The 19,006-nt window shown below is 71.1% G+C and carries 19 protein-coding genes and 1 pseudogene; 10 read left to right on the plus strand and 10 right to left on the minus strand.

Annotation, left to right across the window (positions count from 1 at the left end; translation table 11 throughout):
* Positions 1–13: 13 nt before the first annotated feature.
* Entirely contained in the window at positions 14–601 is a 588-nt protein-coding gene (locus ACIBK5_RS08385) for a Uma2 family endonuclease (RefSeq protein ID WP_399017482.1), read from the minus strand.
* Between the two features lie 96 nt (positions 602–697).
* Positions 698–1,219, minus strand: coding sequence for a GNAT family N-acetyltransferase (locus ACIBK5_RS08390; RefSeq protein WP_399017483.1), 522 nt, complete (start codon positions 1,217–1,219; stop codon positions 698–700).
* Between the two features lie 25 nt (positions 1,220–1,244).
* Here ACIBK5_RS08390 and thpR point away from each other — a divergent pair, with 25 nt between their 5' ends.
* Positions 1,245–1,817, plus strand: a complete 573-nt coding sequence (gene thpR, locus ACIBK5_RS08395) for an RNA 2',3'-cyclic phosphodiesterase (protein WP_399017485.1) — start codon at positions 1,245–1,247, stop codon at positions 1,815–1,817.
* A 186-nt stretch (positions 1,818–2,003) separates the two neighbouring features.
* On the opposite strand, the gene ACIBK5_RS08400 is transcribed toward thpR, so the two are convergent.
* Positions 2,004–2,996, minus strand: coding sequence for an aldo/keto reductase (locus ACIBK5_RS08400; RefSeq protein ID WP_399017488.1), 993 nt, complete (start codon positions 2,994–2,996; stop codon positions 2,004–2,006).
* Between the two features lie 65 nt (positions 2,997–3,061).
* Here ACIBK5_RS08400 and ACIBK5_RS08405 point away from each other — a divergent pair, with 65 nt between their 5' ends.
* Positions 3,062–3,808 carry an aminoglycoside adenylyltransferase family protein gene (locus tag ACIBK5_RS08405; protein ID WP_399017491.1) on the plus strand — a complete coding sequence of 249 codons (747 nt, stop codon included), beginning with the start codon at positions 3,062–3,064 and terminating at the stop codon, positions 3,806–3,808.
* Here the strand turns inward: ACIBK5_RS08405 and ACIBK5_RS08410 are convergent.
* Complete coding sequence (locus ACIBK5_RS08410) at positions 3,796–4,470, minus strand: SGNH/GDSL hydrolase family protein (RefSeq protein ID WP_399017493.1); 675 nt, start codon at positions 4,468–4,470, stop codon at positions 3,796–3,798. The two genes, ACIBK5_RS08405 and ACIBK5_RS08410, sit on opposite strands and share 13 nt — an antisense overlap.
* Before the next feature lie 183 nt (positions 4,471–4,653).
* Here ACIBK5_RS08410 and ACIBK5_RS08415 point away from each other — a divergent pair, with 183 nt between their 5' ends.
* Complete coding sequence (locus ACIBK5_RS08415) at positions 4,654–5,634, plus strand: WD40 repeat domain-containing protein (protein WP_399017495.1); 981 nt, start codon at positions 4,654–4,656, stop codon at positions 5,632–5,634.
* A 299-nt stretch (positions 5,635–5,933) separates the two neighbouring features.
* The gene (locus tag ACIBK5_RS08420) at positions 5,934–6,377 is read left to right on the plus strand and encodes a DUF6207 family protein (protein WP_399017497.1); all 444 of its coding nucleotides are present in this window, start codon (positions 5,934–5,936) and stop codon (positions 6,375–6,377) included.
* A 217-nt stretch (positions 6,378–6,594) separates the two neighbouring features.
* On the opposite strand, the gene ACIBK5_RS08425 is transcribed toward ACIBK5_RS08420, so the two are convergent.
* The 3 genes from ACIBK5_RS08425 to ACIBK5_RS08435 form a co-directional block, all read right to left on the minus strand.
* Positions 6,595–7,038 (minus strand): DUF2267 domain-containing protein, encoded by a 444-nt coding sequence (locus ACIBK5_RS08425; protein WP_399017498.1) that lies wholly within the window; start codon positions 7,036–7,038, stop codon positions 6,595–6,597.
* A gap of 64 nt (positions 7,039–7,102) precedes the next feature.
* The gene (locus ACIBK5_RS08430) at positions 7,103–7,498 is read right to left on the minus strand and encodes a DUF2267 domain-containing protein (protein ID WP_399017500.1); all 396 of its coding nucleotides are present in this window, start codon (positions 7,496–7,498) and stop codon (positions 7,103–7,105) included.
* A gap of 105 nt (positions 7,499–7,603) precedes the next feature.
* A complete protein-coding gene (locus ACIBK5_RS08435) occupies positions 7,604–8,035 on the minus strand; it encodes an Hsp20/alpha crystallin family protein (protein ID WP_399017502.1) in 432 nt (143 codons plus the stop codon).
* Positions 8,036–8,160: 125 nt separating this feature from the next.
* Between ACIBK5_RS08435 and ACIBK5_RS08440 the strand changes: the two genes are divergently transcribed.
* A complete protein-coding gene (locus tag ACIBK5_RS08440) occupies positions 8,161–8,793 on the plus strand; it encodes a type III effector protein (protein ID WP_399017504.1) in 633 nt (210 codons plus the stop codon).
* A 338-nt stretch (positions 8,794–9,131) separates the two neighbouring features.
* Here the strand turns inward: ACIBK5_RS08440 and ACIBK5_RS08445 are convergent.
* Both ACIBK5_RS08445 and ACIBK5_RS08450 read right to left on the minus strand, forming a co-directional pair.
* Positions 9,132–9,842, minus strand: a pseudogene (locus ACIBK5_RS08445) (MFS transporter); the annotation flags it as partial.
* 251 nt (positions 9,843–10,093) lie between these two features.
* Positions 10,094–10,876, minus strand: a complete 783-nt coding sequence (locus ACIBK5_RS08450; RefSeq protein ID WP_399017505.1) for a TetR/AcrR family transcriptional regulator — start codon at positions 10,874–10,876, stop codon at positions 10,094–10,096.
* Positions 10,877–10,981: 105 nt separating this feature from the next.
* Here ACIBK5_RS08450 and ACIBK5_RS08455 point away from each other — a divergent pair, with 105 nt between their 5' ends.
* The 3 genes from ACIBK5_RS08455 to ACIBK5_RS08465 all read left to right on the plus strand — a co-directional run bounded on the left by ACIBK5_RS08455 (position 10,982) and on the right by ACIBK5_RS08465 (position 14,322).
* Positions 10,982–11,941, plus strand: coding sequence for an ATP-binding cassette domain-containing protein (locus ACIBK5_RS08455; protein ID WP_399017506.1), 960 nt, complete (start codon positions 10,982–10,984; stop codon positions 11,939–11,941).
* Positions 11,938–12,756 carry an ABC transporter permease gene (locus ACIBK5_RS08460; protein ID WP_399017508.1) on the plus strand — a complete coding sequence of 273 codons (819 nt, stop codon included), beginning with the start codon at positions 11,938–11,940 and terminating at the stop codon, positions 12,754–12,756. The genes ACIBK5_RS08455 and ACIBK5_RS08460 overlap by 4 nt, the downstream gene beginning before the upstream one ends.
* A 192-nt stretch (positions 12,757–12,948) precedes the next feature.
* Positions 12,949–14,322, plus strand: coding sequence for a cellulase family glycosylhydrolase (locus ACIBK5_RS08465; protein WP_399017510.1), 1,374 nt, complete (start codon positions 12,949–12,951; stop codon positions 14,320–14,322).
* 13 nt (positions 14,323–14,335) lie between these two features.
* On the opposite strand, the gene ACIBK5_RS08470 is transcribed toward ACIBK5_RS08465, so the two are convergent.
* Entirely contained in the window at positions 14,336–15,682 is a 1,347-nt protein-coding gene (locus tag ACIBK5_RS08470) for an RNA-guided endonuclease InsQ/TnpB family protein (RefSeq protein ID WP_399017512.1), read from the minus strand.
* 479 nt (positions 15,683–16,161) lie between these two features.
* On the opposite strand from ACIBK5_RS08470, the gene ACIBK5_RS08475 reads away from it, so the two are divergent.
* Complete coding sequence (locus ACIBK5_RS08475) at positions 16,162–16,821, plus strand: hypothetical protein (protein WP_399017513.1); 660 nt, start codon at positions 16,162–16,164, stop codon at positions 16,819–16,821.
* Positions 16,821–19,004: a bifunctional polysaccharide deacetylase/glycosyltransferase family 2 protein gene (locus tag ACIBK5_RS08480; RefSeq protein WP_399017515.1), complete on the plus strand. Its 2,184-nt coding sequence runs from the start codon at positions 16,821–16,823 to the stop codon at positions 19,002–19,004. The genes ACIBK5_RS08475 and ACIBK5_RS08480 overlap by 1 nt, the downstream gene beginning before the upstream one ends.
* The last annotated feature ends 2 nt before the right edge of the window (positions 19,005–19,006 follow it).

Genomic DNA, 19,006 nt, shown 5'->3' on the forward strand with positions numbered 1-19,006 from the left:
GGGCTGGTTGGGGTCAGTCTCGGGGGAACTCGCCGGTCTTCAGGACGAGCCCGACCACGGTTGCGGTCAGGTCGATCTCGTCCTCGAAGTCCAGGCTCAGCTCGCCCCGGTACTCGCCGTCCTTCGGCTGGGTGTGCAGATGCCAGCGGCCGGTGTACGGATCTACGATCAGGTACACCGGCACGCCGGCCGCGGCGTAGGCGTCCTTCTTGGGGCCGTAGTCGTTGGCGGCGGTCTTCCTGGAGATGACCTCGGCGACGAACTCGACGTCCTCGTAGCGCCACAGGTTCTTGGCGTTCTTCGCAGCGCCCTCAGCCATCACGGTGATGTCGGAGGCGAAGCCGTTGAGATGGCCCGGGTAGTCGACACGGACGTCGGACTTCACGCGCTTGCGCGGATACTTGGTGCGCAGCTGGTCGTAGATGTCCGCGATGATGTCCCAGTGGGTGTCCCGCTGAGGCGCCATACAGATGTTCCCCCCGACGATCTCGACCTTGTAGCCCTCGGGGACCGGCATCGTCTCCACCCACTCGAACATCGTGTCGAGGGTGAGTTCACCGCTGCTGTCGGCCATCTCGATCCTGTCTGCAAGGACGGTCATCGTGGCGCTCCTCCCCGGCCGCACCCGCGGATGGAGCCGGCCGCGCAGTACAACGATACGCACGGTGACCGGGACACGCCCGGGCCTGGAGGCCGCCTACACCCTCCGGGCCAGTAGCTGGCCCGGCCAGTTGTTCTCGCCGATCGTGAAGGAGTCGGTGCGGGTGAAGCCGTTGGTCTCGTAGTAGCGGACGAGCTTGCCGTCGTCGCCGGCGTAGCAGTCCACGCGGAGGAGGCCCACCCCGGCCCGGCGGGTCTCCTCGGCGGCGTGTGTGAGGAGCGCGCCGCCCAGGCCGTGGCCCTTGAAGCGGCGGTCGGAGGCCAGCCAGTGGATGTACCGCTCGGGCTCGCCGGGTGGTGAGAGGTGGGACAGATAGGCGCCGGGCGAGTCGGTGAGGGTGAGGGTGGCGGCCGGGACGCCGTCGGCCTCGGCCAGGTACACGCTGCCCTCGCCCATGTACCGGCCGACCGACTCCACCGTCTTCGGGCTCTGGGACAGGGGCTTCGTCCCCCACTGCCCCGTACGACCCTGCGCGACCAGCCACTCCACACAGCTGTCGAGCATGCCGAGTATCGCGGGAATGTCGTCGGGACCGCCTTCTCGGATGGTGATCTCCATGGCCTCATGGTGCCAGGCTGGCCCCATGAGAGTCTTCGCCGCTGTACTGCCTCCCGACGAGGTGACCCGTGAACTCGGCACCGCCGTGGACGCGTTGCGGAAGCTGCCCGGAGCGGACGGGATGCGCTGGACCGGACGGGCCGGCTGGCACTTCACGCTCGCCTTCTACGGGGAGGTCGACGACGAGCTCGTGCCGGAGCTGTCGGACCGGCTGGAGCGGGTCGCTCGCCGCACCCACGTGTTTCCGCTGGCCGTGCGGGGCGGAGGACAGTTCGGGCACGGCCGGGCGCTGTGGGCCGGGGCCGAGGGGGACCTGGCGACCCTGCGGCTGCTGGCCGACCGGGCCGAGGCGGCGGCGCGGAAGGCGGGGGTGCCCATGGGGGAGCACCGGCGGTACAAGGCTCACCTGACGATCGCCAGGAGCCGGGAGGCGCGGGACGTACGGGCGTATCTGGACGCCCTGGCCGGGTTCACCAGCCGGACCTGGACGGTGGGCGAGCTGGCGCTGGTGCGGAGCAATCTGCCGACCTCGGGGGTTCCGGGGGAGCAGCCCCGGTACGAGGCGGTCGGTCGGTGGGCACTCGGGGGTGCCGGTTAGGCTCGGTGCCGTGGACCCGAAAACCCGTAACCGGATCATGGCCGGTGTGCTCGTGCTGATGTTTCTCGTCGTCGCCCTGGCTTCCGCGCTGGGGAGGTAGGCGGCGGGGAACTGCGGACGGCTGTTCGCCGGCCGCGGGCCGGTGGGGGGCTGGTCGCGCAGTTCCCCGCGCCCCTTCGGGGGGCGCTACCAGGCGAAGGCCTCCGGTGACGGGCCCGGGCCCGGGAAGATCTCGTCCAGGCCGGTCAGGAGCTCCTCGGACAGGTCCAGGTCGGCCGCTCGCAGGGCGGAGTCGAGCTGCCCGGCCGTGCGCGGGCCGACGATCGGGCCGGTCACGCCCGGGCGGGTGAGGAGCCAGGCCAGGGCGGCCTCGCCGGGCTCGATGCCGTGCTTGTCGAGCAGGTCCTCGTAGGCCTGGATCCGCGCGCGGGAGGCGGGGTCGGCGAGCGCGTCGGCCGCGCGGCCGGAGGCACGGCGGCCGCCCTCGACCTCCTTCTTGAGCACGCCGCCCAAGAGGCCTCCGTGCAGCGGCGACCACGGGATGACGCCCAGGCCGTAGTCCCGCGCGGCCGGGATGACCTCCATCTCGGCACGCCGCTCGGCGAGGTTGTAGAGGCACTGCTCGCTGACCAGCCCGATGGTCCCGCCGCGCCGGGCGGCGATCTCGTTGGCCTGGGCGATCTTGTAGCCGGGGAAGTTCGACGACCCGACGTAGAGGATCTTGCCCTGCTGGACCAGGACGTCGATCGCCTGCCAGATCTCGTCGAAGGGGGTGTCCCGGTCGACGTGGTGGAACTGGTAGACGTCGATGTGGTCCGTCTGGAGCCGCTTCAGGCTGGCGTCCACCGCCCGCCGGATGTTCACGGCGGAGAGCTTGTCGTGGTTGGGCCAGGCCGGGCCGTCGGCGCCCATGTTGCCGTACACCTTCGTGGCGAGGACGACCTTGTCGCGCCGCCCCTCGCCCTTGGCGAACCAGTTGCCGATGATCTCCTCGGTGCGGCCCTTGTTCTCGCCCCACCCATAGACATTGGCCGTGTCGAAGAAGTTGATACCCGCGTCCAGCGCCGCGTCCATGATGGCGTGGCTGTCGGCCTCGTCGGTCTGCGGTCCGAAGTTCATGGTGCCGAGGACGAGCCGGCTGACCTTGAGTCCCGTGCGTCCGAGCTGCGTGTACTTCATGCTGCCCAACCCAACGTCTTGAAGTGCGCTCCAAGCAAGCACGTACCCGCGTACTGTGCGCCACGATGACCGTCCTTGCCGCCGATCACCTCGTCAGGCTCCTCCACCGCACCCTCCCCGACACCCTCCTCGGTGTCTACCTCCACGGCTCCGCCACCCTCGGCGGACTGCGTCCGTTCAGCGACATCGACGTCCTGGCCGTCGTGCGGGAGTCCATGACGTACGCACAACGCCGGGAAGTGGTCGAGGAGTTGCTCGAGGTGTCCGGTGTGGGCGGGCGGCGGTACGTCGAGCTGATCGTCGTGGTGCGGGACGACGTACGGCCCTGGCGTTACCCGCCCACCTGCGACTTCCTCTACGGCGACTGGCTGCGGGAGGAGTACGAGCGCGGGGTGATCCCGAGGCCGGAGCCCAGCCCCGATCTGGCGCCGCTGCTCACCATGGTGCTGCGCGCCGACGCCCCGCTCCACGGGCCGCCGCCCGCGGACCTCCTCGATCCCGTTCCGCACACCGACCTCAGGCGGGCCGTCGTCGCCGGCGTGCCGGAGCTGATGGACGAGTTGGACTCCGACACCCGTAACGTGCTGCTCACCCTCGCCCGGATCTGGACCACCCTCACCACCGGGGACATCCGCTCCAAGGACGCGGCGGCCGAGTGGGCGCTCGACCGTCTGCCCGCAGAACACCGGCCCGTCCTCGCCCACGCCCGGGCGATCTACCTCGGGGAGGAGGCAGAGCGCTGGGACGACCTCGCGCCCCGGGCCTGCGCGGAGTTCCTGGCCGGGGTGATCAGGGAGAGTTACGCCTCGTAGGGCTCGCCCAGGTCCCATGCCTGGTACATCGCCTCAGCGAACGCCGCCGCGATCTTGTGCTCGCCGCTCGCGCCCGGGTGCGTGCCGTCGTAGGTGTCGGTGGGGATGTCGTACGACGGCGGGGTCGAGGCCAGGAGGACGGGGGAGCCGGGCTCGTCGAGGTCCGCGGCCTCCTTCGCCAGCAGTTCGTTGAAGCGGGTGACCTCGGTGGCGAACGCCGGGTCCGTCTGGGCCCGTACGTTCGGGGTCACCGGCAGCCACACCATCCGCACCCGCCGGTTCGCCGCCCGTGCCTCGGCCGTGAAGGCCCGGACGTTCTCGGCGGTCTGCTCCGCGTTCGTGTAGAAGCCCAGGTCGATGAGGCCCAGGGAGACCAGGAGAACGTCGGCGCGGTGCTTGCGCACCGCCTCGCCGATCAGCGGGGCCATGTGCAGCCAGCCCTCGCCCCACCCGGCCAGATGGGCGCGCGGGAAGTCCGGTTCGGCGTAGGCGTACGACGTCGGGGCCTCGTCGAGCTTGTCGTAGAGCGTCTCGCGCGGGCCGACGAGGGTGAAGGGGCCGCCGTAGGAACGGCACAGGTGCTGCCAGATCCGGTAGCGCCACGTGTGTTCGCCCGTGCTTCCGATCGTCATGGAGTCACCTACGGGCATGAACCTGAGCATCCGCTCATCATGGAGGATCACGGGAGGCTCGGGCCGCCGGACGGCGTGTGAGTCGGGCCACGCGCGACGGCGGCGGACCGGGGGTGCCCCCGGCGGGCGTCCGTGATGCCTCTCGCCTGTGATGCGTCTCGTCCGTGATCCGTTGTGCCGGTGAACCGCGGAGCGGGATGGCAGTCTTGGGGCATGCGCAGACCGTTCGCCTTCCTCGCCGCGGCTCTCCTCGTGGGCGCCTTCGCCGTGCCCGCCTCCGCCGCCGACGGTGACGAGGAGTTCACGATCAAGGATCCGCGCATCACCGAGTCGAGTGGCCTGGCGGCGTCCCGCCAGCACGCAGGCATCTACTGGACGCACAACGACAGCGACGATGGGGCGTTTCTCTACGCCGTCGACAGCGCTACGGGCGAGACCGTCGCCACCATCACCATGGCCGGGGTGGGCAGCCCGCGCGATGTCGAGGCCATCTCCATCGGGCCCGACAACCAGATCTACGTCGGCGACATCGGCGACAACCTCGGCGGCAGCTGGCCGTATGTGTGGATCTACCGGCTGCCCGAGCCGAAGAACCTGCGCGACCAGACCGTCAAGGCCACGCAGTACGTCGTGAAGTACTCCGACGGCGCGCGGGACGCCGAGTCGCTCGTGGTGCACCCGAAGACCGGCCGTGTCTACATCGTCGACAAGAACGAGAAGGGCGGGCATCTGTACGAGGGTCCGGCCGAGCTCTCTCCCACCGGGAGCAACGTCTTCCGGCCCGTCGCGGCCGTCCCCGACCTGGAGGCCACCGACGCCACGCTCTCCCCGGACGCCGAACACCTCGTCGTACGCAGCTACTTCGGGGCGATCGCGTACGACTGGAACGGCGGGAAGATCAAGAAGAGGGAGCGGCTCGGGGTGCCGTTCCTCGGGCAGGGGGAGTCCGTCACCTACACCGCCGACGGGAAGAAGCTCATGTACGGCGCCGAGGGGGCCGACAGTCCCGTGGAGCCGCAGGACGCTCCCGGGGCCGGTGAGTCGGGCTCGCCCTCCGGCAGCGGCAGTTCGGCCGCCTCGGACGGTTCCGGCGGCGAGGGACTGAGCGGCGACCTCAAGACCGGCGCCATCGCCGTCGCCGTGGCCGGTGCCGCGCTGTTCGCGCTGCGGGGGCTGCGGCGACGGCGTCGGTAGGGGGCGAACCTCCAGTACATCCAGTACGCGGGGCTCCGCCCGGCACGCCGAGAGCACGCTCCCCCAGTCTCGGCTGCGCCCAACCGGGAGGCACCCCCACGACGCCGCGGGGCCCGCCCTCCGGGGTGACGACGGGACTTCGCGTGGTTCCCTGGACCGGTCATCAGGATCAATCGCGATTCCGCTGTTCGGGATTGTGCCGACGACGAGAGCCGCAGCGGCTACTGCTTCAACGCCGTCTCCGCTTCACGCGTGCTCCGGAGTCCCCGACCTGTTGGAGTGCTCGCTCAAGCACATCGGTGACCTTCTGGCGCCGCAGAACAGCTCAAGTTCATCGACGAAATCTGCGGCGAGGTCACTGTCGAGCGTCAGCGGACCGGACACCCCGGGCCCCTGGCGAGCCTGGCGTACGGCTGTGCTGCTACCTGGACGTGCGTCAGCTGCCGGCCCTGACCGGCGCCTACCAGCCGACGATCGGCGCCGCGCTCGTTACGGCAACCATCATGCTCAGCGCCCCAACGGCCCAAGCCCTGCCCAGCCAGCTATTCCCGGTCCGGCCCATCGCTCGCAACACCCTGGCCTTCTGGCCGCCTGGCCCGGTCCGGCCCATCGTCCGGAACACCCTGAACCTCTTCCCGCCGGACCCGGTCCAACCGCCCGGCGACGGTGATGGCGGCGGCGACATCACGCTGAACCGACCCGCCCCGGGTGGCCATCGCGGGAGACGGCGATGGCCCACGTAGCCGGGACGTCGCCTGCATCGAGCCGGGGCGGTCGCCACTCTGCAGCGCTGGGTCCAGCGATCCACAACTCAGCCGACACGATCCACGGCGACGTCCCCGCACGCCTTGCCGGGCCTGGTGCGCTCGGCGGGGCTGACGACTCGTCGGTGCACTCGCGGGTCCCGAGGCGCAGAGCGGACAGTGCCGCGGCGATCGCGTCCGGCCCGCACGTCGCCGGCTACGCGGCGGGTGTGAGTTCGGCGCGGCCGAACAGGAGGGCGTAGCCGGTGGGGAGCTGGTGGAGGACGCGGGTGGTCAGGTCGGGGCCGGCGTAGGCGGCGACGGCGGAGAAGACGGAGCCGGTGTCCCAGCGGGTGGTGGCCAGGGAGGCGCCAATGCGGGCGGCGAGGTCTTTGACGAAGGCCCAGCCGGTCAGAGGCTGAGTGTCGGGGGTCTGCGCGGTCAGCACGCGGGCGGCTTCCAGGGGCAGGCAGGCGGCCAGGTCGACGCGTTCGTCGCCGGTCACCTGGCGCCCCAGTCCAGCGAGGACCAGGCGGACGGCTTCGTCAGCTCGCTCGCGGGTGGGGTAGGCGCCCTCGTAGCGGACCTTCTCCAGCATCTGCTCGTATGCCGCCCCGTACGGCTGCTGGTACTCAAGCGATACGGGCTCGTCGGAGATCACTGCAGTGCATGCCTTTCGCCAGGATGGGTGGGGTGGTGCCGGGGTGCGGCATCACGGGTCATGGTCAGGTGGGCTGGGGGCGGCCGAACAGGAGGTCGTAGCCGACGGGGAGCTGAAGCAGGATCTGCCCCAGCAGGTCGTCGCCGGCGGCGTCGGCGACGGTGGACAGCACGGCGCTGACGTCCCAGGCCGCGGTCTGCTCGGTGGCGCCCTCGATCCAGGCGGCGGTCGCCCGGACGAACCGCTCCGGGGGCAGGGGCTCGGCGCTCTGCAGCGGATTGAGCAGAATCAGGGCGAACTCCTCGGGCAGGCGCGTCGCCAGCTGTGCGCGGACTTCGCCGACCAGGTGCGTGCCGAGCAGGGCGAGCACCACCCGGACCGCGCGGTCCGCCTCGTTGCTGCTGTCGTACTCGCCGCGTTCCTTCACGTGGCCGAGGAAGGCTTCGCGTCGCAGAGTCATCACGGCGGCCCCCTTATTCATCATTCATCGGACTGTCCGCGGGGGTGCGGAGAGCGGGGTGAGGGGGAGACCAGGTGCCCACCCTCCGCACCCGTCCGGCCGGTGTCAGCCGGAGATCTCCTTGTGGCCGGATCCGACGCCGATGGAGATCTTGCGGGGCTTGGCGCGCTCGGCGATCGGGATGCGCAGGGTGAGCACGCCCGCGTCGTAGTCGGCCTGGATGTGCTCGGTGTCGAGGGTGTCGGCGAGCACGATCTGGCGGGAGAAGACGCCCAGCGGCCGCTCGGACAGTTCCATCTGCACGTTGTCGGCCTTCGTCACCGGCCGGCGCTCGGCCTTGACAGTGAGCATGTTCCGCTCGACGTCGATGTCGATCGCGTCCGCGGTGACACCGGGAAGGTCGAAGGCCACTACGTACTCGTCGCCCTCGCGGTAGGCGTCCATCGGCATCGCCGACGGACGAGACCAGGTACCCGGGCCCATCAGCTGCTGCGTCAGCCGGTCCAGCTCACGGAAGGGGTCAGTGCGCATCAACATCGTGAAAACACCTCCAGCAGGTTTCAGGCAGTTGCTGCCAATGCGCTCACTGACACCGTTGTAGCATGTCATCCAATGGATGACAAACACGGTGTCGTCTACATGATGACGACCAGGAGGTGTCAGTGACTGCAGCCGACCAGCCGTCCACGACCAGCGCGAACGCCCATAGCCCGGAGTCGTTCCTCGCCGCCGTGGCGGCCCTGAACGCCATAGACGACGCCCTGCGCGGCGCCCAGCTGGACTCTCCGGACCTGCCTGACAGTCCGGGTCCCGGGCCGGAGCAGGCGCTGGCTTCCCTGATGCTGCTGCGGCAGGTGCGCGAGCAGCTCGCGGGATGGGAGACCGGCCTGATCGAAACCGCCCGCGATGCGGGCGCCAGCTGGGCCGACCTCGCCCACCCCCTCGGTGTCGCCAGCCGTCAGGCAGCCGAACGCCGCTATCTACGCGGCCGCCCCGGCCCCGCCGGGACCACCGGCGAGCAGCGCGTGACGGCCACCCGCCAGGCCCGGGCCGCCGAACGCACCACCGCCACCTGGGCCCGCGCCAACGCCGCCGACCTACGCCGCATCGCGGGCCAGATCACCGCCCTCACCGACCTGCCCGCCGCCGCCCGCCACCCGCTCAACAAGCTCCACGCGGCCCTCGCCCATGACGACCCCGCCGACCTCATCGTCCCCCTGGCCGCCACCCGCCCCTACCTGGCCGTCACCCACCCCACCCTCGCCGCCCGGCTCGACACCCTCACACCCCCCTGAATCCACCCACCCTGGACGTCGCGGAGAATCGGCGACGCGGCTGTGCACCTGCCGACTGCGCCCAGGAACTCACGCCCCTGCTGCGCCGCTTCGACTCACGGCCCTTGGCCTCCGGGCCGCCCCGGGGCTCTCCTCCGGGGCGGCCCGGAGGCCAAAGACGGTGAGGTCTTCCGGTAGAGGATCCGCGTGGTCGTGGACCGTGGACCACGCTCCCGCCCTGCGCTTCTCGCGCCGCCGGGGCTCCTGCCCGACGCGCCTGGCGGGCGATCCGGCGGAGGCCGGTGCCCGTCGCTCCGGCGGGGCGTCCCCGGCGATCCAGTGGGCGCCCCGCCGGCGATCTAGCGGGTGGACCCGGTGTGCTCCCGCGCAGTCGCCGCCTCGCTCGCCGTTGTCACGGCCCCCAGCTCGGCGCTCTGCTTCGCGAACCCGCGCCGGCCCGGCAGGACCGCGAGGACGATCAGGGTTCCGGCGGCCATGATGATCCCGCCGATGAGGCTGGTCTGGGCGACTTCGTGGGCGAAGGCCTGGTGGACGGCGTCCACGGCGGCCTGGGCCTGCTGGGGCCCGGCGGAGGGATCCTGCGCGACCCGCTCCGCGACGGCCAGGCCGGCGCCGACCGAGTCCTTGGCGATGTCCATCGCCTCCACCGGGAGCCGGTTGCCCACCAGGTCGGTCAGCTCGTCGCGGTAGGCCGTGCCCAGCAGCGAGCCCAGCGCCGCGATGCCCAGCGCCCCGCCCAGCTCCAGCGCGGTGTCGTTGACACCGCCGCCGACGCCCAACTCGGACTCGGGGAAAGAGCCCATGATCGTGTGGGTCGCCGGGGAGATACTCAGCCCGAGCGCGAGGCCCAGCATCATCAGCGGCGCCAGGAAGTCCCCGTACGTCGACCCCTTGTCGATCTGGGTGAGCAGGAACATGCCCGCCGTGCCGACGGCCATGCCGGTCACGACCATCACCCTCACCCCCAGCTTCGGGGCGAGCACCCCGGTCACCGCGGACCCGAGGAACACCGCACCGCCCAGCGGCAGCAGCCGTACACCCGTGTCCAGCCACGTTCGCCAGTGGTGGTGTGGCGATCGCCTGCGGCCCACGGGAGTGGATGGACGCCACGCCACGTGCCCGGCAGGCCGACCGCCATCAGGGTGACCCATTGCATCCGGTCCCGGCCCTCGGACCTTGACACCTCTGATCGGCCGTGGTGCTGACGCCGACGAGTAGAACGTCGGCGAGCGATACGGCGAAGCCCGTGGACGCTCGGTTTCCGTCGCAAAGTCCTGCCCGATGATTCGAACGAGATGCTCTAGGGGGCCGACTCGCCGCGCCGCTCCACCAGGACTTCGAGCCCGTCCAGGATCCGCTGGAGCCCGAACTCGAAGTGGTCGAAGTCGGACCCGAAGCTGTCCTCCGAGAGCGAGGCCATGACCGGGTAGCGGCCCGAAGCCATGGCCTTCTCCAGGACCGGGAACTGCGCCTGCCAGAACTCGGCGTCCGTCAGGCCCGTCCGGCGCTCCGCCTCCCGCTCGTACAGCTGCGTGCGCGCGGCTCCGACGACGTACCCGTCGATCATGAGGACCGCGGAGACCAGCTCGGGGTGGGTCAGCCCCATCGGGAGGATCCGGGTGAGGATCTTCTCCATGCCGTCGACGGCGCTCGGGCCGAGCACCGGGCGGGACTGGTTGACGTGGAGCAGCCAGGGGTGGCGGCGGTAGAGGGCGAGGGTCGTGCGGCCCAGGGCCTCCAGGGCGGCGCGCCAGCCGCCGTCGCCGAGGTCGGACGGGTCGTCGGAGCGGCGCTGCACCCGGTCCAGCATGAGATCGAGCAGCTCGCCCTTGCCGGGGACGTACCGGTACAGCGACATGGTGCCCATGCCGAGTTCGGCGGCGACGCGGCGCATGGACAGTCCGCCGAGTCCCTCCGCGTCCGCGACCTGGACGGCGGCTTCCACGATCCGGTCCAGGGTCAGGGTCGGCTTGGGGCCCCGGCTGGGGCGCCGGCCGGTGTCCCACAGCAGTTCGAGGGTGCGGGCGATATCGCCGCTGCCGCTGGTCTCCGTACTGCCCGCACCACTCGTCCCGCTCGTCATGGGCCCAGCTTAGAGGCCGCGGCAAAAACTGGGTACTGTGTACGCGTAATCGGGTACGCTGTACTCAGTTCAAGGTCGGCGAAGGACGGGCACGGGAGGGGCGGCATGGACGGATACGCGGTACGGGCCGAGGGGCTGGAGAAGCGGTACGGCGAGAAACGCGCTCTCGACGGCTTCGACCTGGCCGTGCGGGAGGGCACGGTGCACGGCCTGCTCGGGCCGAACGGGGCGGGCAAGACCACCGCCGTGCGCATCCTGTCCACGCTGATCCGGCTGGACGGGGGCAGCGCGACGGTCGCCGGTCTCGACGTGGCCCGGCCGCCGCGCGAGGTCCGGGCCCGGATCGGGCTCACCGGGCAGTACGCGGCGGTGGACGAGGTGCTCACCGGCCGGCAGAACCTGGAGATGTTCGGCCGGCTGTTCCACCTGGGCGGCAAGCGGGCCAGGGTCCGGGCCGGTGAACTGCTGGAACAGTTCGACCTGGCCGACGCCGCCGACAAGGGCGTGGGCAAGTACAGCGGCGGCATGCGGCGCCGCCTCGACCTCGCCGCGTCGATGATCCTCGCCCCGGCCGTGCTCTTCCTGGACGAGCCGACGACGGGCCTGGATCCCCGCAGCCGGGGCGAGGTCTGGGAGTCCGTACGGGCGCTGGTGGCGGGCGGTACGACGGTGCTGCTGACCACGCAGTATCTGGAGGAGGCCGACAAGCTGGCCTCGCGCATCACCGTCATCGACCAGGGGCGGGCCATCGCCGACGACACCCCGGACGGGCTGAAGAACCTGGTCGGCGGCGACCGGATCGAGGTCGTGGTCGCCGAGCGGGCCGAGATCCCACGGGTGGTGAAGGTGGTCGCCCGGGTCACGGACGGCGAACCCGAGGCGGACGAGACCGAGTTGCGGGTGCACGCCCCGGTCACCGACCGGGTCACGGCGCTCACCGAGGTGGCGCGGACCCTTCAGGACGAGGGCGTCCGCGTCGAGGACATCGGGCTGCGCAGGCCGAGCCTCGACGACGTGTTCCTGCGCCTGACCGGACACCGCACCGAGAAGGAGGCCACGGCGTGAGCGCCATCGACCTGAGTACGCCGAGCACCCGGAGCGGTACGTACTGGCTGCTCTCCGACTGCTGGAACATCGTCCGCCGCGGCCTGACCCACTACCAGCGCCAGCCCGTCAACATCGCCTGGCAGCTGGGCTTCCCGATCCTGTCGGTGCTGCTCTACGGCTATGTCTTCGGCAGCGCCATGAAGGTCCCGGGCGGCGGGGACTACCAGGACTTCCTGATGCCCGGCATGTTCGCGATGACCATGGCGTTCGGCTTCATCAACACGGCGACCGTCGTGGTCTACGACTCCACCAAGGGCGTCATCGACCGCTTCCGCTCCATGCCGATGTCGTCCTCGGCGGTGGTGGCCGGACGTGGCGTCACCGATCTGATCATCGCCTGCGCCGAGTTGGCGATCATGATGCTCACCGCGCTCGCCATGGGCTGGCGTCCGGACGGCGGCCTGGGCTTCCTCGGCGCGTTCGGGCTGCTGCTGTGGCTGCGTTTCTCGCTGATCTGGATCGGTGTGTGGCTCGGCCTGATCGTGCCCAACCCGGAGGCGGCCGGTGGCCTCTTCGCGGTCGCCTTCCCCTTCACGATGATCTCCAGCATCTTCGTCGCGCCGCAGCTGATGCCCGACTGGCTGGGCTGGGTGGCGATGTGGAACCCGATCTCCTCCACGGCGGCGGCGACCCGCGAGCTGTTCGGCACGCCGGTCGGCGGTGACACCTGGGTCGAGCAGCACGCGCTGCTGATGGCCGGGGTGTGGCCGGTGATCCTGACGGTGATCTTCCTGCCGCTCGCGGTACGGCGGTTCAAGAAGCTGAGCCGGTAGGGGTGCGGCGGCGGTTCGAGAAGCTCGGCCGGTAGCGCGGGCGACGCGCACCTCCCGAGGGCTTGACGTGTTCATGGTGCGTCAGTTTCCTGGGAGGTGCGCGGCGTTATGGGAGCGCTCCCATTCTGCTCTCGTTCGGTTCCGGGGCCGCGCCTCCCCCCCTCCCAGAGGAACCCGAGAGGAAGCAGCCACATGTTCCGCACTCTGCGCAGAGCGCTGTGTGTTGCCGCGGCGCTCCTGTTACCGCTGGCCGGCACCGCGTCGGCCCGCGTCGATGCCGACACCGAGGTGAAGGCCGGCGCCGGCTACTGGCACACCAGCGGGCGTCAGATCCTGGACGCGGCCGGAGCGCCCGTCCGGATCGCCGGCGTCAACTGGTTCGGCTTCGAGACCGCCAACCACGTCGTCCACGGCCTGTGGGCCCGCGACTACAAGAGCATGATCGACCAGATGAAGTCGCTGGGCTACAACACCATCCGGATGCCCTACAGCGACGACATCCTCAAGTCCGGCACCATGCCCGACAGCATCAACCACGACGGCAAGAACACCGACCTGCGCGGGCTGACCTCGCTCCAGGTCCTGGACAGGATCGTGGCGTACGCCGGACAGGCCGGACTCAAGATCGTCCTCGACCGGCACCGCCCGGACGCGGCCGGACAGTCGGCCCTCTGGTACACGGCGTCGGTCCCCGAGTCGACCTGGATCGCCAACCTCAAGGCCCTGGCCACGCGCTACAAGGGCAACTCCACGGTCGTCGGCATCGACCTGCACAACGAGCCCCACGACCCGGCCTGCTGGGGCTGCGGCGACACCGCCCGCGACTGGCGCCTGGCCGCCCAGCGCGCGGGCAACGCCGTGCTGTCGGTCAACCCCGAGCTGCTGATCATGGTCGAGGGCGTGCAGTCGTACAACGGCACGAACGGCTGGTGGGGCGGCAACCTCATGGGCGTGGCCCAGTACCCGGTCCAGCTCGACGTGCCGAACCGGCTGGTGTACTCGGCCCACGACTACGCCACGTCGGTGGCCCAGCAGCCGTGGTTCAGCGACCCGTCCTTCCCCGCCAACATGCCGGGGATCTGGGACAAGTACTGGGGCTACATCTTCAAGCAGAACATCGCCCCGGTGTGGCTCGGCGAGTTCGGTACGACGCTCCAGTCGACGGTGGACCAGCGGTGGCTGTCCGCGCTGGTGACGTACCTGCGGTCGACGTCGGCGAACGGCGCCGACAGCTTCCACTGGACGTTCTGGTCCTGGAACCCCAACTCCGGCGACACGGGCGGCATCCTGAAGGACGACTGGCAGACCGTGGACACCGCGAAGGACGGCTACCTCAAGGCGATCAAGGCGCCGGGCTTCGCGGGAGGCGGTTCCGGGCCGGACCCCGGCGGGCCGGGTGAACCCGGTGGCGGGGCCGCCTGTACCGCCGCCTACACGGTGAGCAGCGACTGGGGCGGCGGCTTCAACGCCGAGGTGAAGGTGACCAACACGGGCGGCACGCCGCTGACCTCGTGGAAGGTCACCTGGACGTGGAGCGGGGCGTCGCAGAAGGTCACCAGCATTTGACATCCTCCCCCTCTCAAGAGAGGGGGATTCCAGCCCATGTGGGCTGAGGTTCACGGGCGCTCGAACGGCGGGTGGCCGTTGTCACCCCTCCGGCACCGGCTGACTGCCGGGGGCGGGGAATCCCGCCCTGTCCTGCCGCGACGTTGATACTCGCGTTGGTGTCCGCGTTGCAGGTGAAGCCGCAGGAGGAACAGACGAACTCGGCTTGGCTCTTGCGCGAGTTCTTGTCGATCCATCCGCAGGCACTGCACCGCAGAGACGTGTAGGGAGCGGGGACGTCTTCGACCCGGCCGGGGGCCTTGTGCCCGGTGCGCTGCCGCAGCAGGCCCCACCCCTGGGCGAGGATGCCCCGGTTCAGCCCGGCCTTGGCCGCCCGGCCGTTCTTGAGGTACTGGCCGGGCTGGCCGGGGTCGGGCTTCGCCTTCGCCCTGGCGGTCATCGTCTTGATGTTCAGCTTCTCGAACCGCACCAGGTCATAGGAGCGGGCGAGCATGGTCGAGGTCTTCTCGCACCAGTCCTTACGCCGGTTCGCCTCACTGGCCTTGAGCCTGGCCATCTTCGCGTATTCGGCCGTCTTGCGCTCGCTGCCCTTGGGGGCGCGGGCGGCGCGGCGCTGGTGCTTGCGGACTTGGGCCCGTTCCCGGGTGGTGAGCTGCGGGCAGGTGAGGGTGCGGCCGTCGGAGAGCGCGGCGGTGATGGTCACGCCCCGGTCGATGCCGATGGCCTCGCCCGTGCCCGGCTTGTCGATCGGGTCGGGGATGACAGCGAACGCGGCGTGCCACTGGCCGTTCTTGAGGGTGACGCGGTACGTCTTCGCCGCGGGAAGCCGGGCACCCTTGCCCTTGGCACTGAGGCGGAAGCGGACCCATCCACATCCCGGTACCTTCACCTGCGCCCAGCGACGGTTGAGTTTCTGCACGGTGACGGCGCGGCCCATGACCTGCTTGCCGGTCTTGGGGTTGATAAGCGGCCGGCCGTCCGGCTCGTACTCGGGTACACGGTCGTCGCCGATGACACGGAAGCCCTCGTGCACGAACTTCTTGCGCCAGGTCGGTTCACCGAAACCGGACGTGAAACGCGCGGCCTTGGCCTTGGCGAAGTCCTTCAGCGCCTGTGCCTGGACGGTCTGGTTCCCGGCGCGCAGCCACTCGCTGGCCGCGCGGGCCTCGGTGAGCTGACGGCACTGCTCAGCGAACGAGGGAGCTCCGTTGCGCTTGCCGTCGGGGCGGTGGTGCGCCTTGTCCCGGCGCCAGTGCGCGTGCTGCTCGACCGCGAGGTTCCACACGTACCGGGCATGCGCGCAGTGCAGCAGCATCTGCTGCTCCTGCCCGCTCGTCGGATACATCCGAAACCGTGCCACACCGCGAACCTAGACCACACATTCCCCCACCGCGCACACCATCGATCACACTCACCCGCACGAGTGACCACACCACGCCGGGACCAGCAACCAACCCCAGGACCCCCAACCCCGTCACCATCACCGGTCCAGGGGACGGCCTCGGGATCTGGAAAATGGAACGCCTCGTACACGCACAGCGGGGCGAGTGTGACGGCGGTGAACGCCGCGCACAACGGAGCCTGCCGCTGGGAGGTTCGGCGAGCCTCGGCCTGGGCGGAGCGACCGGGGGGCGAGGCGGTGCCGACTGCGAGCTGTACGGCGACCTGAGGGTTGTGTGATAGGGGCGCCCGGTGCTCGCCGGGCGCCCCTCCTGACCGACGGCCCGGTGGCGGTGTCGGGTGTGTGCCTTGTGGCTGCCTGAGGGGGCGACGGTGGTGCCCGTCGAGACCGGGCGCCTCGTCCGACCGGCGGCCCCGTAGCGGCGTACGCTGACATTTATGGCGCCTGACCGTGCCAATGGAGGGCACACAGGGCAGGAACCGTCGAGCGATCCGCGCCTTCCGGTGTTCGTCGACTCCTCCGGCCGACGTGCGCGCAATCTCCGGCGGGCCGGCTACGGACTGGCCGGCTGTGCGGCGGCCTATATGGCCGTGCTGGGGCTGAGTCTGATGGGCGCGACGCCCTTCGCCCCGGGGGCGCTGCTCCCCGGGGACGTGGCGGCGCCCGCCGCGCCGCAGGACCGGACCCCGGGCAGGGCGCCCCTGGCACCGCCCGGCGACGCCTCGGACGCCGCCGGCCCCAGCGCCCTGCTCGTCCCGGGGCTCACCGGGCCCGGCCCCTCCCTGGACCCGTCTCTGGTGCCAGGGAGCCCACAGGCACCGTCCGACACCGGCGCACCTGAACCGCAGGCCCCGGCATCTCAGGAGCCACCCGCACCGGAAGAGCCCGCGGACCCCGACGATCCCGCCGCTCCGACCGCTGAACCGGACCCGGACACCACCGCGCCCCCGGACCCGCCCTCGCCCGCTCCGCCCACCACTGACCCATCCGCCCCTCCGGCACCTGAGCCCCCAGATCCGGCGCCCAGCCCCTCGGCACCGTCCGGTGTCGCGGAGCCGCCCCCGCCCGCCGACCCCACGGTGGCCGAGGCCCCCTGATGCGGCGGCGCCCCGACCGGTCACCCGACCGCTCATCGAGGTCGCCCGGTCCGCGGCGGACCCGAGCGCCCCTGGCGCCGCGGCATCGCTTCCGCGTCGTCGTCCCCCTGGTCCTGCTGGCCTTCGTCGCCTCGGTCCTCCTGGTCGAGGGCTACACCACCAGGGGCTTCGCCGGTGACCAGGAGGGGCGCGACCGGCGACCGGCCACCGGCGTCCCCCGCTCGATCTCGGGCGGCGGCCCGGTCGTCGACACCACCGACGACCACCTGCGCACCTATCGCACGCCGGACAAGACCGTCGTCCTGACCTTCGACGACGGCCCCGACCCCACCTGGACGCCCCGCATCCAGGCCGTCCTCGACCGCTACGGCACGCCCGGAACCTTCTTCGTCACCGGGCAGCAGACCGCCCGGTACCCGGACGTGCTGCGCCGGGTGGTGCGCTCCGGGCACGAGATCGGCGTGCACACCTTCTCCCACCCGGACCTGACCACCCGGTCCGCGAGTGACCTCGACCGTGAGCTGTCCCTGACCCAGCTCGCCCTCGCCGGGGCCGCGGGCATCCACACCTCACTGATGCGGATGCCCTACTCCTCGACCCCCGCCGCCCTGGACGCCCCGGAGTGGTCCCTGGTCCGGAGCCTGGGCGACAAGGGCTACGTCCTGGCGTTCATCGACCGGGACACCAACGACTGGCGGCGGCCGGGTGCCCGGGAGATCGCCGACGCGGCCACCCCGACCGCGGGCAGGGGCGCGGTGGTCCTCCTGCACGACGCGGGAGGGGACAGGTCGCAGACGGTCGAGGCCCTCAATACCCTGATCCCCCGGCTGCAGGCCCAGGGCTATCGCTTCACCACGCTCGCCGAGCTGGTCGGCGCCGAGACCTTGAGCAGCCCCGTCGGCACGGTGGACCGGTGGAGCGGCCGCGTCTTCGTGGCCGCCGTCGCCGTGTCGTCGACAGCGGTCACGGCCGTCAGCGCGCTGCTGCTGGTGGTCGGTTCGCTCGTCCTCGCCCGGTGTGTGCTGCTGCTCTTCCTGGCCCGTCACCACGCCCGCCGCCGGCGGCGCCCCGGCACCGGCGGGCCAGGGCCCGTGACCCGGCCCGTCAGCGTCGTCATCCCCGCCTACAACGAGAAGCTGTGCATCCCCAAGACGCTCCGGTCCCTCGCCGCGAGCGACCACCCCGTCGAGATCATCGTCGTGGACGACGGTTCCCGCGACGGCACCGCCGACCTCGCGGAGTCACTCGCCCTCGACAACGTCACCGTCGTCCGGCAGCCCAACAGCGGCAAGCCCGCCGCCCTCAACACCGGTGTCCTGCGGGCCTCCCACGACCTCGTCGTCATGCTGGACGCCGACACCGTCTTCGCCCCCTCGACGATCGGCCGCCTCGTCCAGCCGTTCGCCGACCCCCGCGTCGGCGCGGTCGCCGGCAACGCCAAGGTCGGCAACCGGCGGCGGCTGCTCGGCCGGTGGCAGCACATCGAGTACGTCATGGGCTTCAACCTCGACCGCCGCATGTACGACCTGCTGCACTGCATGCCCACCATTCCCGGTGCCGTCGGGGCGTTCCGCGCCGGGGCCCTGCGGGACGCCGGGATGGTGAGCGCGGACACCCTCGCCGAGGACACCGACCTCACCATGGCCCTGCACCGGGCCGGGTGGGAGATCCGCTACGTGCCGGACGCGCTCGCCTGGACCGAGGCGCCGTCCTCGCTGCGGGAACTGTGGCGCCAGCGCTACCGATGGAGCTACGGCACGATGCAGGCCGCGTGGAAGCACCGGCACGCGCTGGTCGAACGCGGCACCGCGGGCCGCTTCGGCCGCCGCGGTCTGCCCCTGCTGGCCGTCTTCCAGATCCTCACCCCGCTGCTCGCCCCGCTGATCGACATCCTGGCCCTCTACGGCCTGGTGTTCGGGAACCCGCTCACCACCGTGCTCGCGTGGTGCGGTGTGCTGGCGGTGCAGGCCGTCTGTGCCGCGTACGCCTTCCATCTCGACGGCGAGCGGCTCCGGCCCCTGTGGGCGCTCCCCCTTCAGCAGGTCGTCTATCGCCAGGTGATGTACCTGGTCCTCACCCAGGCCTGCCTGACCGCGATCAACGGCTACCGGCTGCCCTGGCAGCGGCTCAAGCGCAGCGGCGATGTGATGCTGCCTCCGCAGCCCTCGACCCGCCGGACGTGAGC

Origin of the sequence: Streptomyces sp. NPDC050546, from assembly GCF_044457425.1 — a bacterium.
GTDB lineage: Bacteria > Actinomycetota > Actinomycetes > Streptomycetales > Streptomycetaceae > Streptomyces.

Excerpts from the sequence above, each read along its gene's own strand:
- ACIBK5_RS08385 (WP_399017482.1), bottom strand. The coding sequence starts at position 601 with ATGACCGTCCTTGCAGACAGGATCGAGATGGCCGACAGCAGCGGTGAA.
- ACIBK5_RS08390 (WP_399017483.1), bottom strand. The coding sequence starts at position 1,219 with ATGGAGATCACCATCCGAGAAGGCGGTCCCGACGACATTCCCGCGATA.
- thpR (WP_399017485.1), top strand. The coding sequence starts at position 1,245 with ATGAGAGTCTTCGCCGCTGTACTGCCTCCCGACGAGGTGACCCGTGAA.
- ACIBK5_RS08400 (WP_399017488.1), bottom strand. The coding sequence starts at position 2,996 with ATGAAGTACACGCAGCTCGGACGCACGGGACTCAAGGTCAGCCGGCTC.
- ACIBK5_RS08405 (WP_399017491.1), top strand. The coding sequence starts at position 3,062 with ATGACCGTCCTTGCCGCCGATCACCTCGTCAGGCTCCTCCACCGCACC.
- ACIBK5_RS08410 (WP_399017493.1), bottom strand. The coding sequence starts at position 4,470 with ATGCTCAGGTTCATGCCCGTAGGTGACTCCATGACGATCGGAAGCACG.
- ACIBK5_RS08415 (WP_399017495.1), top strand. The coding sequence starts at position 4,654 with ATGCGCAGACCGTTCGCCTTCCTCGCCGCGGCTCTCCTCGTGGGCGCC.
- ACIBK5_RS08430 (WP_399017500.1), bottom strand. The coding sequence starts at position 7,498 with ATGACTCTGCGACGCGAAGCCTTCCTCGGCCACGTGAAGGAACGCGGC.
- ACIBK5_RS08435 (WP_399017502.1), bottom strand. The coding sequence starts at position 8,035 with ATGTTGATGCGCACTGACCCCTTCCGTGAGCTGGACCGGCTGACGCAG.
- ACIBK5_RS08450 (WP_399017505.1), bottom strand. The coding sequence starts at position 10,876 with ATGACGAGCGGGACGAGTGGTGCGGGCAGTACGGAGACCAGCGGCAGC.
- ACIBK5_RS08455 (WP_399017506.1), top strand. The coding sequence starts at position 10,982 with ATGGACGGATACGCGGTACGGGCCGAGGGGCTGGAGAAGCGGTACGGC.
- ACIBK5_RS08465 (WP_399017510.1), top strand. The coding sequence starts at position 12,949 with ATGTTCCGCACTCTGCGCAGAGCGCTGTGTGTTGCCGCGGCGCTCCTG.
- ACIBK5_RS08475 (WP_399017513.1), top strand. The coding sequence starts at position 16,162 with ATGGCGCCTGACCGTGCCAATGGAGGGCACACAGGGCAGGAACCGTCG.
- ACIBK5_RS08480 (WP_399017515.1), top strand. The coding sequence starts at position 16,821 with ATGCGGCGGCGCCCCGACCGGTCACCCGACCGCTCATCGAGGTCGCCC.